The sequence below is a fragment of the Bradyrhizobium sp. genome, assembly GCF_016462955.1.
Classification (GTDB): Bacteria; Pseudomonadota; Alphaproteobacteria; order Rhizobiales; family Xanthobacteraceae; genus Bradyrhizobium.
Map to the genome: position 1 here is coordinate 1 of NZ_JAEMSD010000195.1, position 11,532 is coordinate 11,532.

Annotated in this window: 9 protein-coding genes and 1 pseudogene; 6 read left to right on the plus strand and 4 right to left on the minus strand. The window is 64.3% G+C overall.

Annotated elements, in window-relative coordinates; all coding sequences use genetic code 11:
• A partial coding sequence (locus tag JHD07_RS20000; protein WP_291625005.1) for an NADP-dependent isocitrate dehydrogenase occupies positions 1–1,127 on the minus strand: 1,127 nt, incomplete at its 3' end.
• Positions 1,128–1,494: 367 nt separating this feature from the next.
• On the opposite strand from JHD07_RS20000, the gene JHD07_RS20005 reads away from it, so the two are divergent.
• The 3 genes from JHD07_RS20005 to JHD07_RS20015 all read left to right on the plus strand — a co-directional run bounded on the left by JHD07_RS20005 (position 1,495) and on the right by JHD07_RS20015 (position 5,929).
• Entirely contained in the window at positions 1,495–2,694 is a 1,200-nt protein-coding gene (locus JHD07_RS20005) for a TrmJ/YjtD family RNA methyltransferase (protein WP_291625008.1), read from the plus strand.
• A 383-nt stretch (positions 2,695–3,077) separates the two neighbouring features.
• Complete coding sequence (locus JHD07_RS20010) at positions 3,078–4,517, plus strand: DUF1254 domain-containing protein (protein ID WP_291625010.1); 1,440 nt, start codon at positions 3,078–3,080, stop codon at positions 4,515–4,517.
• Between the two features lie 329 nt (positions 4,518–4,846).
• Entirely contained in the window at positions 4,847–5,929 is a 1,083-nt protein-coding gene (locus tag JHD07_RS20015; protein ID WP_291625012.1) for a tetratricopeptide repeat protein, read from the plus strand.
• A gap of 129 nt (positions 5,930–6,058) precedes the next feature.
• Here JHD07_RS20015 and JHD07_RS20020 read toward each other — a convergent pair whose 3' ends face one another.
• A complete protein-coding gene (locus JHD07_RS20020) occupies positions 6,059–7,279 on the minus strand; it encodes a GGDEF domain-containing protein (RefSeq protein ID WP_291625014.1) in 1,221 nt (406 codons plus the stop codon).
• A gap of 155 nt (positions 7,280–7,434) precedes the next feature.
• Positions 7,435–8,079, minus strand: a complete 645-nt coding sequence (locus JHD07_RS20025) for a TetR/AcrR family transcriptional regulator (RefSeq protein ID WP_291625016.1) — start codon at positions 8,077–8,079, stop codon at positions 7,435–7,437.
• 247 nt (positions 8,080–8,326) lie between these two features.
• On the opposite strand from JHD07_RS20025, the gene JHD07_RS20030 reads away from it, so the two are divergent.
• Genes JHD07_RS20030 through JHD07_RS20040 form a run of 3 tightly spaced genes read left to right on the plus strand, consistent with a single transcriptional unit; the run spans position 8,327 to position 10,965 of the window.
• Positions 8,327–8,869: an OsmC family protein gene (locus JHD07_RS20030; RefSeq protein WP_291625018.1), complete on the plus strand. Its 543-nt coding sequence runs from the start codon at positions 8,327–8,329 to the stop codon at positions 8,867–8,869.
• A gap of 35 nt (positions 8,870–8,904) precedes the next feature.
• Complete coding sequence (locus tag JHD07_RS20035; protein ID WP_291625020.1) at positions 8,905–10,038, plus strand: acyl-CoA dehydrogenase family protein; 1,134 nt, start codon at positions 8,905–8,907, stop codon at positions 10,036–10,038.
• Between the two features lie 48 nt (positions 10,039–10,086).
• Positions 10,087–10,965: a sulfurtransferase gene (locus JHD07_RS20040; protein WP_291625022.1), complete on the plus strand. Its 879-nt coding sequence runs from the start codon at positions 10,087–10,089 to the stop codon at positions 10,963–10,965.
• A 71-nt stretch (positions 10,966–11,036) separates the two neighbouring features.
• Here JHD07_RS20040 and JHD07_RS20045 read toward each other — a convergent pair.
• Positions 11,037–11,532: pseudogene (locus JHD07_RS20045) on the minus strand (histidine kinase); the annotation flags it as partial.

Sequence of the window (11,532 nt, forward strand, 5' to 3'; positions counted from 1 at the left end):
AGCGCTAGGTCCTTCGTCATGAAGCCTGCCTCGACGGTGTCGACGCAGACCTTCTCGAGCGTCGAGGCGAACTTCGCCAGCGCGGCGTTGTTGTCGAGCTTGGCGCGATGCGCGAGGCCGCGGCTCCAGGCGAAGATCGAGGCGATCGAGTTGGTCGAGGTCTCCTTGCCCTTCTGGTGCTCGCGGTAATGGCGGGTCACCGTGCCGTGGGCGGCTTCGGCTTCCACGGTCTTGCCGTCGGGCGTGAGCAGCACGGAGGTCATGAGGCCGAGCGAGCCGTAGCCCTGCGCGACGGTGTCGGACTGCACGTCGCCGTCGTAGTTCTTGCAGGCCCAGACATAGCCGCCGGACCATTTCAGCGCCGAGGCCACCATGTCGTCGATCAGGCGGTGTTCGTACGTTAGGCCCTTGGCGTCGAAGTCCTTCTTGAACTCCTTGTCGAAGATCTCCTGGAAGATGTCCTTGAAGCGGCCGTCATAGACCTTGAGGATCGTGTTCTTGGTCGACAGGTACACCGGGTAGCCGCGCAGCAGGCCGTAATTGAATGAGGCGCGGGCGAAGTCGATGATGGAGTCGTCGAGATTGTACATTCCCATCGCGACGCCGGCATCGGGGGCCTTGAACACTTCCTTCTCGATCACGGTGCCGTCCTCGCCGACGAACTTCATCGACAGGGTGCCCTTCCCGGGGAACTTGAAATCGGTGGCGCGGTACTGGTCGCCGAAGGCGTGGCGGCCGATGATGATCGGCTTGGTCCAGCCGGGAACCAGGCGCGGCACGTTCTTGCAGATGATCGGCTCGCGGAAGATGACGCCGCCGAGGATGTTGCGGATGGTGCCGTTCGGCGACTTCCACATCTGCTTGAGATTGAACTCCTTCACCCGGGCCTCGTCCGGGGTGATGGTGGCGCACTTGACGCCGACGCCGACCTTCTTGATCGCCTCGGCCGCGTCGATCGTGACCTGATCGTTGGTGTGGTCGCGGTATTCCATGCCCAGGTCGAAATAGAGCAGCTCGACATCCAGGAACGGGTTGATCAGCTTGTCCTTGATGTACTGCCAGATGATCCGGGTCATCTCGTCGCCATCGAGTTCGACGACGGGATTGGATACCTTGATTTTTGCCATGATCGGGGAAGCCTCTTGGGAACGGCGCTCGTCGCGCGCCACGGGAATATCCGCCGCCTCTTAGCACCACCGCGCGGCGGGCGAAAGCCAAGGGATTATGCACTTTTAGCTCATCCAGCTTGCGCAGGCGGGGAGCGGCGGGCCGGCGCTCGGCAAGCCCTTCGGGTCGCGTTCCCGGCGAGATTCAAAAGTCGAATCCAAGTCGTTATTTCCCTTGAGAATTTCGTCAGGACAGGCAAACGACAGGCGGACAGCGCCCGAGCCGGCCCAAGACCGGTTCGAAAACCCGGTTCGAATGGCCGGCTTGAATCAATTCCTGAAGAGGGCCTTGTCGGGGCCTTGAGAGACAGTGTGAAAGCGAAGCGAGATGTCGGGGACTGACAAGAGCAAGGCGGGCCTTTCCCTCGACGGTCCCATCGTCATCCTGGTCGAGCCGCAGCTCGGCGAGAACATCGGCATGGCCGCGCGCGCCATGGGCAACTTTGCGCTTGGCCGGCTTCGCATCGTCAATCCCAGGGACGGCTGGCCCAACGTTGCGGCACAGCGGGCCGCCGCCGGCGCCGACCACATCCTCGAAAGGGTCGAATTGTTCGGCACGGTGCAAGAGGCCGTCGCCGACCTCGACCTCCTGTTCGCCACCACCGCGCGCCCCCACGACCAGGCCAAGCCGGTGGTCGGGCCGGAGGCCGCGGCGGCCGAGATCGCCGGTCACGTCGCCACAGGAGGGAAGGCCGGCATCCTGTTCGGCCGGGAGCGTTGGGGCCTGACCAACGAGGAGGTCGGGCTCTCCAACCGCATCATCACCTTCCCGGTCAACCCGGGCTTTGCCTCGCTCAACCTCGCCCAGGCCGTGCTGCTGGTCGGCTATGAATGGTTCAAGCGGGCGACGTCTGGCGCGCTGCCGCACGCCATGCCGGAGCGCTCCGAGCGCGCCTCCCAGCACCAGATGCAGGCCTTCTTCGACAACCTCGTGCGCGAGCTCGACAAGGTCGAATTCCTGCGCCCCGCCGAGAAGCGCGACACCATGCTGGTGAACCTGCGCAACATCTTCACCCGGATGGAGCCGACCAAGCAGGACATGCACACGCTGCACGGCGTGATCATGGCGATCGCGGAGGGGCGCAAGGGCCCGGCCAAGGGCGGCGTGCTCGACGGCGAGCAGGCCACGCGCCTGCGCGCGTTGCTGGCCGAACAGGGGCAGGGTGGCGGCGTGCCCGACAGCGGCTCGACCGTGCGCGGCCTTGCCCGCCTGCTTCGCCGCAACCCGACCGACGCCGAGCGCCTGCTCTGGCAGGCATTGACCCGCGACCGCCGCTTCGCAGGCGGGTTCAAGCGGCAGACGCCGGTGGGGCGCCATATCCCGGACTTCGTCTCGTTCCCGCACCGGATCGCGATCGAGCTGGTCAACCCGGGCGAGGGCGAGGCGATCGCGGCGGACCGCGCGGGCCGGCGGAGCTGGCTTGAGGCGCGGGACTACCGCGTGCTCGACATCCGGGCCGTGGATGTGGAGCGCGATCTGGAGGCGGAGCTGGTGCGGCTGCAGGGGATGATGGAGCAGGGCGCGTAGATTTCGCGCCGTCTCGTAGGGTGAGTGAAGCGGAAAGCGTGCCCACCTCTCTCGCTGATGATCAAGAGAAGATGGGCACGGCGCTGTGCGCCTTTGCCCACCCGACGAGATATTCGTAGCCCGGTTGAGCGTAGCGATATCCTGGAAAGCTTCCGCATGTCGCTGCGCTCATGCGGGCTACGGCACTGCATTATGACGGCGCAGTCGCTCTTCTTTTTTCGCTGGTTCGTGCTCACCTGCCGATCAACCCGCCTTCGCCCACTTACCCGCTCACCGATGCAACGCCGGACACGGCGCCCGCGCACCATCCATCTTCCTTGATGCATATCAAAGACCGGGAAACTCCGCCGCCTACGCTTTGTGCGCAACAGGGAGGGTTCGAGATGTCGATCAGCCGTCGCCAAGCACTTGCTGCCTTCAGCGCCGCCATGTCGGCGTTTGCGATGTCCCGAAGCGCCCGCGCCGAGTTCGACGGTCCCGTCATCAGGGCCCTGGAAGGCGGCGAAGATTTCTGGCTCGCTCAGGACGCCTATGTCTACGGCTATCCGCTTGTGACGATGGAGATGACCCGGCGGGTCATGACCAACGTTGCGGCGCCGCAGGGCACGCGCGGGCCGATGGGGCAGTTCGTCAAGCTGCGCAAATATCCGGATGCCAGCTTCAAGGATGTCACGGCGCCCAATGCCGACACCCTCTACACGACCGCCTGGATCGACGTCGGCGGCGAGCCCTGGGTCCTGGGCATGCCCGACATGAAGGACCGCTACTTCCTGTTTCCGATGCTGGACGGCTGGACCAACGTCTTCCAGGTGCCGGGCAAGCGCACCACCGGCACCAAGGCGCAGACCTACGCGATCACCGGCCCGGGCTGGAAAGGAACGCTTCCCGCCGGCATCAAGGAATACAAATCGCCCACGAGCATGGTGTGGATTCTGGGTCGGGTCTACTGCACCGGTACGCCGGAAGACTACGCGGCCGTGCATGCGGCGCAGGACGAGTTCAAGCTCTTTCCTCTCAGCGCCTACGGCAAGTCCTACACGCCCCCGGCAGGCAAGGCCGATGCCTCGATCGACATGAAGACGGCCGTTCGCGACCAGGTCAATCGCATGGACGCCGTCGCCTATTTCACGCTTCTCGCGCAATTGATGAAACGCAATCCGCCGGCCGCCGCGGATGCGCCGGAGGTCCCCAAATTCGCAAAGATCGGTCTCGTCCCCGGCAGGGATTTCGACGCGGGCCAGTTCGATGCTGCCTTCGCCAAGCGGGTCCCCCAGGTGGCATTCGACCGCATCATGCTCCAGTTCAAGGTCAACAAGGCGATCAGGAACGTCAACGGCTGGGCCTTCGACGCCGAAGCGGGTGTCTACGGCACCAATTATTTCAACCGCGCCCTGGTCACCGCCATCGGACTTGGCGCCAACCGGATTCAGGATGCGTGCTATCCGACATCCCAGAAGGATGCCGACGGGAAGGAGTATGTCGGCAGCAACAAATACGTCATGCGGTTTCCGAAGGGGCAGCTTCCACCGGTCGGCGGCTTCTGGTCACTGACGATGTATGACGAGAACTATTTCTTCGTCGCCAATCCGATCAATCGCCAGTCCATCAGCGCCCGCCAGAACCTCAAAGCCAATCCGGACGGTTCGGTCGATCTCTACATCCAGAAGGACAATCCCGGTCCTGACAAGGAGAGCAATTGGCTTCCCGCACCCGCCGGCAAGTTCGTGCTGATGCTGCGCATGTACTGGCCCAACGAAAAGTCGCCCTCGATCATCAACGGGACCTGGAAGCCGCCGCCGGTGCGTCAGGTGAAGAGCAGCTAGGCGGCACGGCTTTTAGTCGAACGTTGGGCCAGACGGACCCGCCGCCTGCAAGTCCGCAACCGAGGGCTGTGCAGGCACACGATAGGTTGCTATGAAGTCCCCGGGAATGGAGTGGGGACGACATGTTTGGAATCGTGGGCCGCGCACGAATTTGTGCGGCAAGCTTCGGTGTCGTGGCGCTGAGTATCCTGTTCGACATATCAGGCGCCCGCGCCGAGATGCCATTGGCCTCCAAGTGCAACGCGGTCGGAAATTTCAGTATCGATGACCGCATTGCGGGCTGCACCGCCATTATCGAGGCGGCGACGGGCACAAAGCAAGGCGTCGTCATGGCCCGCTTCCGCCGCGCCATGTTCTATCACCAGAAGGGTGAGGTCGACCTTGCGATTGCGGACTACAGCCAGATCATCGAGCGCGATCCGGGCAATGTGAACGCGCGCCTTTATCGAGCTTCCATATACGTCCAGAGACGCGACAGCGAAGCCGCGCTTGCGGATTACGACAAGGCCATCGAGCTCGACCCCAGGAATACCTATGCGTATCTTGGGCGTGCGCGGCTTTATCTGAAGGACGATGTCGATCGTGCCATCGCCGACTATGACCGGGCCCTTCTGATCCATCCCGACAATGTCCATGCCCGTATCGGCCGCAGCTTTGCCTATGAGACGAAAGGCGAGCCGGATCGCGCCTTGGCCGATTGTGGGCGGGCGATCGAGATCGGGCCAGACCATTGGATGGGCCAAGTCTGCCGGGGCGACATCTATCTCGCACGCGGCCAGGTCGATCTCGCATTGGCCGACTTCGACCGCGCGGTCGAGCTTAGCTCGAAGGACCCGCGGCCCTATATCGGCCGTGCCAGGGTTTTTCAGGTTCGAGGCGATCTCGGAAAGGCATTGTCGAATCTCGACCTGGCCATCGAGATCAATCCCAGTACCCCCGCAATCCACCGCTTGCGTGGGGCCCTCCACTTCCAATCCGGCCATCTGCCAGAGGCACTTGCCGACCTCCGTCGATCGAGCGAACTGGACCGGAAGGATGCCTATACGCATCTGTGGCTCGATCTCGTGCAGCGAAAGAGCGGCAGCGGGCGTGAGCTCGGTGATGCCGCCAAGCTGATCGATGCGTCGCGTTGGCCCGCGCCCATCGTTCGTTTCTTCCTGGGCGAGATAAGTTTTGAAGCCTTGCTCAAGTCTGCGCAAGACGTCTCCGCGCAAAAAACAAGGGAGCAGCTCTGCGAAGCAAATTTTTATGCCGGCGAGCTGGGGCTGGAGCAGGAAGCTGATCAAGCCGTACGGCTGTTGCGCGCCGCCGCGGACGAATGTCCAAAGCGCTTTGTGGAATGGGCCGCAGCTCAGGCAGAGCTTCACAAGCTCGAGACCAAACCCGGCAGCGATTCACGTCCGATGAAATAGATGCTTCGGCGCCGGTTCAGCGCTGAAACACGAACTTGCCGCCGACGAGAGTCATTCCCGCCTTGATGTCCTGGGCCGGCCGAGCGGCTTGCTACCGTTTGTTCAGGAAAAGCAGAGAGCGTCTGGCGCTCAGGCGGCGGCGCTCGTCTCCTGGGCGACGCGCTTGCCCGTGTGCCGAAGCCGGCGCAGCGCCGCAATCCCCATGTCGACCGAAGCCAGGCAGCAGCGCGATTTGCCGCCCGACTTGGCCTCGTAGAGGGCGGCATCCGCGACCGCAAGCAACTCGTCCACCTCCAAACCATGGTCCGGCGACATCGAAATGCCGACGCTGGCACCGAGGGGGACGGAGGTTTCGCTATCAAGCTGGCACGGCTTGGCGATCTCGCCGACGATGCGCTCGCCCGTCGCCAGTGCCTGCTCGGCCGTGACGCCATCCACCAGGACGACGAATTCGTCGCCGCCCATCCGCGCGATGGCGGTTGCCCCGGGCACCGCTTCGCGCAGTCGGTCGGCGACGGTCTTGAGTACGGCGTCGCCGGCGGCGTGCCCGAACGTGTCGTTGACCGGCTTGAACGCGTCCAGATCGGAGAAGAACAAGGCAAAGGGGAGCCCATCGCGCCTGGACGCTGCGAGCTTCGCTTCAAGCGCATCGACCAGGCCGGCGCGGTTCAGCAGTCCCGTGAGCGCATCGTGGTGCGCGCGGCGGCTGTTCTCCCGCTCGGCCCGCATGGTGGTGAGCAGCATCCTGTTGAGCCGGAAGGCCGCGCCAGTCATCGCGGCGAGGTACATCGGGATCTGGTAGATCACGATGTAGAGCACCGGCTCGTTGAGCAAAGCGATGTAGGGGACGACGGGGCCGAGGCTGATCAGGATCATGAGCCCGGCAAATCGGGGTGCGCCGAAGTTGCGGAAGCTGATGCCGCCGATCATGGCGGCCGTGGACATGCAGGACAGCATCGCCACCAGCCAGTCGCCGCTCGCAATGCTTGCAACCGCGCCCAGGCCGAGGCTGAGGCTCCAGGCCATCGAGAACAGGAGATGGAGATCGGTCGGGGTCGGCCGGTGCAGCCGGATCGCCCGATGCGCCGCGAGCAAGATCGCCAGACGCGCAAGGCAGATCACGAGCTCGAGCACGAACCATGCGATCAGCAGCGGCGTCTGCATGCGATAGGCGACGATGGCCGCGATGGCGACCGAATTGATGGCGCCGCCCGCAAAGATCGGGACCGCGCCGAACAGCTGGGCAACCAGTGCGGAACGGATGTCGGCCGGCACGTCCGGTCCGACGTCAGTCAACCACCGCATCAGGCGCCAGCGTGGCAAGCTGTATTGTCCAGCGTCGGACAGCATTCCCGAAATCCCTTTCGCCCGCGGATAGACGGCGAAGGGTCCTAAAGCGGCCTTTACGGCGGTTCCACGATCGCAAGCGTACTTGATGGAAAGTTAAATCGGGCTGTTTTCGGCCGCGCGAGCGGCGGCCCGACGCTCGGGAACGGCAGGGGACGTCAAGCGGTCTCCAATTGCTCGGCGCGCTTTTTCTTGCTTTTCGACTGTCCGAGCAGAGGACCTGCCGTGAGCGCCGCCGTATCGGCGACACCCGGATCGCGCGAGATCATCGCCGCGACGATGGCGCCGTCGATGATGAGGCCGAGCTGGTGCGCCAGCACCGCGGGCTCGGCCGAGCCGAGCTCGCCGGCGAGCTTCTCGATATGGCCGAGCACGATCTTCTTGTGCTTGAGCGCGATATTGCGGAATTGCTTGGCATCCTTGTCGTGCTCGCCGACGGCGTTGATGAAGGGGCAGCCGTAGAAGCGCTCCTCCGCGAACCAGCTCTTCAGCGCGGGGAATATCCGCGTGAGTTTCGCCTGGGCGTCGCCGCCGCCGTCTTCCATGGCGCCGATGAACCATTCGCGCCACTGCTTGCCTTCGCTCTCCAGCACGGCGTTGACGAGGTTGGTCTTGGAGCCGAACAATTTGTAGAGCGTGGTCTTCGCGGTGCCGGCCTCCTCGATGATCGCATCGATGCCGGTGGCGTTGATGCCGTTCTTGCAGAACAGATGCGTCGCGGCGTTGAGAAGGCGGCCGCGTGCGGATTCGTCGTCGCCGGCAGCGGCGTGGGGCGAATTCTTCTTCGATGACGTCTTTGCCATGGACTCGAACTTACCCGCAGCCGTGCCGCATCAGCAAGCCGCATCTGTTTGGCGCTGAAAAAATTTGCAAAGCCTGCCCTAGCTGCATCGCGTTTGAGCAAGAAGCAGCCGATCAATCCGCAGGCAGGGAAGCTTAAGCGGCTCCAAAGCCTCGCGTTTTGTTTTTGGCTGGCTCTGGCACGCTCCATGCAAGGAAACAGACCGTTCGGTATCCTACCGAATTCCACTTCTGCCAGGGAGAAGATTGATGACTGCCGTCGTTCAGAAGACAGTGCTGACGGGTTGCCTCGCACCCATCGACAAGAATGGCCTCGAGCAACTGATCGCCAATGGCAAGGCGAATCCGAAGGTCATCAAGACCTTGAAGTGCAAGACGGTCGCGGAAGGCAAGTTCCGCCACGCCAACTACATCCGCAACCTGCCGCCCTACATCGTCGACGAGCCGCCGGGTCTTTTGGGTGACGACACCGCGCCAAATCCGTCGGAGGCCTCGCTGGCCGCGCTCGGCTCCTGCCTTGCGGTCGGCCTGCACGCCAACGCCGTGCATCGCGGCTGGACCGTCAACAAGCTGGAGCTCGAACTCGAGGGCGATCTCAACATCACCGCGGTCTGGGGCACCGGCGACACCTCCGACAAGCCGGTCGGCTTCACGGACGTGCGCGTCAAGGTCGACATGGAATGCGAGGGCATCTCGCCGGAGGAGATCAACGCGCTGGTGACGCATGTGAAGAAATGGTCGCCGGTCGCCAACACCTTCACCCGGCCGGTCAATCTCGAGGTCGGCATCTAGCAGGCGGCAATCAGGACAGGGTGCGGGAGACGATCATGAGTTCACTGGCTTTATCGCGGGCTGACATTCTGGATCAACCCGCACCGTCCATTGCGGGCGAGGTGGCGCGGATCGCGCGCGAAGAGCTCGCGCCGCTCGCCGCCGGCATCGACGAGGGCACGGTCTATCCGGCCGAGGTGCTGCGCAAGTTCGGCTCGGTCGGGGCGTGGGGCAGCCACGTGCCGCACGAAGGCCCCGCCGATCTGCGCTGCGCGATCCAGGCGATGGCGGCGATCGGGGAGGTCTGCGGGGCCACGGCCTTCATGGCCTGGTGCCAGAATACGCTGGTCTGGTACGCGGCGAATTCGCCGAACGTGAAGCTCGCAAAACGCTTTGGCGATGCCTTCTCGACGGGCCGCGTGCTCGGTGGTACCGGGCTCTCCAACCCCATGAAGAGCTTCTTCGGCATCGAGAAATTGAAGCTGAAGGGGCGCAAGGTCGAGGGCGGCTACATCGTGCGCGGTGCGCTGCCCTGGGTCTCCAATCTCGGCCCCGACCATTATTTCGGCACCATCTTCGAGCGTGAGGACGAGCCGGGCAGCGCAAGTGGCGCGCCGGGCACCGTGATGTTCCTCGCCGACTGCTCGGACCCCGCGATCACGCTCACGCCTTGCAAGCCGTTCCTCGCCATGGATGGCACCGGCACCTATGGCGTGCAGTTCCGCGACGTGTTCGTGCCTGATGAGCTGATCCTGGCCGATCCCGCCGCGCCCTTCGTCAAGAAGATCCGCGCCGGCTTCATCCTGCTGCAGGCCGGTATGGCGCTCGGGGTGATCAAGGATTGCATCAACATCATGGGCGAGGTCGATGCACCCCTCGGGCACATCAACCGCTATCTGCCGCAGCAGCCGGTGCATTTCAACGAACTCGCCGCCGAGCTCGAGGCCGAGACCATGGCGCTGGCGCGCGATCCCTACAACGAGGAGGAGACCTACTGGCGCAAGGTGATCGCGCTCCGCTTGCGCGCCGGCGAGGCCAGCGTCGCCGCGGCGCATGCGGCGATGCTGCATTGTGGCGCGCGCGGCTACCTCAAGGGCCACCGCGCGCAGCGGCGGCTGCGCGAGGCCTATTTCGTCGCGATCGTCACGCCGGCCACCAAGCAGCTGCGCAAGATGCTCGCCGACACCTGAGTTCTACGAGTCCACCCGAAGACCCCCAACCTCAACGGAGAGGCTGCCATGACTGACGTCCTGATCACTGCCGTCGAACTTGCCGATCTCTTGAAGACCGAGCCGTGTGTCGTGATCGACACCCGCAATCCCGACGCCTACGCCGCCGGCCATCTGCCTGGCGCCGTCAACGTGCATGAGATCTTCACGTTCCTCGCGACCTCGACGCCGGAGGGCATGGCCGAGCTCAAGACCAAGTTCGCCGACGCGTTCGGCGCCGCCGGCCTCTCGGGCAAAGAAACCGCGGTGGTCTACGAGCAGTCGATGAACTCGGGCTTCGGCCAGTCCTGCCGCGGCTATTACCTGCTCACCATGCTCGGCTATCCCAAGGTCAAGGTGCTGCATGGCGGCTTCGATGCCTGGTCGGCGGCGGGTTTCCCGGTGACCAAGGAGGTGCCGACACCTGCCAAGGCCTCGTTCTCGATCGTGCCCGAAGCGGGCGAGATCCTGATCGACGCCAAGACCATGCTTGCCGCCGTCGGCAAGCCCGGCATCGCCATCCTCGACGTCCGCGACGTCGACGAGTGGATCGGCGACAGCTCGTCCCCCTACGGCAAGGATTTCTGCCCGCGCAAGGGCCGCATCCCCGGTGCCGTCTGGCTGGAATGGTATCGCATGATGAAGCCGACCGCCGAAGGCCCGCGCTTCAAGTCCAAGGACGAGATCCTGGCGGAATGCGCCACCGTCGGGATCACGCCGAGCACGCCGGTGTACCTGTATTGCTTCAAGGGCGCGCGCGCCTCGAACACCTTCCTCGCGCTGAAGAACGCCGGCGTAAAGGACGTGCGGATGTATTTCGGCTCCTGGAACGAATGGTCGCGCGATCCGTCGCTGCCGATCGAGCAGGGCCTGCCGATTGCGTCTGACGTGACGACCAAGGCGGCGTGAGCCGGCAGCCGCCGCAGAGTTCGGTCCACCTCTCCCTTCGGGAGAGGTGTCCCCGTCTCACATCGGTCCAATCAAGACCATCCTGCTTGAGTGGCCCGCGGACGAGGCGCAATTCCCAGCGCCTTGATCCGTGAGGCCAAGGTGGTGGGCTTGACGTCGAGCATCTCGGCCGCGCCGCCGGGGCCGAACACTTTTCCGGCGCAGGCCTCGAGCGCGGCGAGAATGTTGGCGCGCTCGTGCTCGCGCATTTCCGCCGAGGTCATGATTGCCGGACGCGCGTCGGCCTTTTGACGCGCGGCGCCGGCCGGTGCGTGCGCGCTGGTGGCATCGGGCAAGTCGATGCGCAGGCGGCCGTTCTGCGACAGGATCGCGGCGCGCTCGATCACGTTCTGCAATTCGCGGACATTGCCGGGCCAGTCGTAGCGGGTCAGCCGCCGCGCATCGCCCTCCGACAGGCGCAGGTTGGATTTCAGCGCCTTGCTCTCGCGCGTCAGGAAATGCTGGGCGAGCAGGGGGATGTCCTCGCGCCGCTCCCGCAACGGCACGGTCTCGATCGGGAACACGTTG

Excerpts from the sequence above, each read along its gene's own strand:
- JHD07_RS20005 (WP_291625008.1), top strand. The coding sequence starts at position 1,495 with ATGTCGGGGACTGACAAGAGCAAGGCGGGCCTTTCCCTCGACGGTCCC.
- JHD07_RS20010 (WP_291625010.1), top strand. The coding sequence starts at position 3,078 with ATGTCGATCAGCCGTCGCCAAGCACTTGCTGCCTTCAGCGCCGCCATG.
- JHD07_RS20015 (WP_291625012.1), top strand. The coding sequence starts at position 4,847 with ATGGCCCGCTTCCGCCGCGCCATGTTCTATCACCAGAAGGGTGAGGTC.
- JHD07_RS20020 (WP_291625014.1), bottom strand. The coding sequence starts at position 7,279 with ATGCTGTCCGACGCTGGACAATACAGCTTGCCACGCTGGCGCCTGATG.
- JHD07_RS20025 (WP_291625016.1), bottom strand. The coding sequence starts at position 8,079 with ATGGCAAAGACGTCATCGAAGAAGAATTCGCCCCACGCCGCTGCCGGC.
- JHD07_RS20030 (WP_291625018.1), top strand. The coding sequence starts at position 8,327 with ATGACTGCCGTCGTTCAGAAGACAGTGCTGACGGGTTGCCTCGCACCC.
- JHD07_RS20035 (WP_291625020.1), top strand. The coding sequence starts at position 8,905 with ATGAGTTCACTGGCTTTATCGCGGGCTGACATTCTGGATCAACCCGCA.
- JHD07_RS20040 (WP_291625022.1), top strand. The coding sequence starts at position 10,087 with ATGACTGACGTCCTGATCACTGCCGTCGAACTTGCCGATCTCTTGAAG.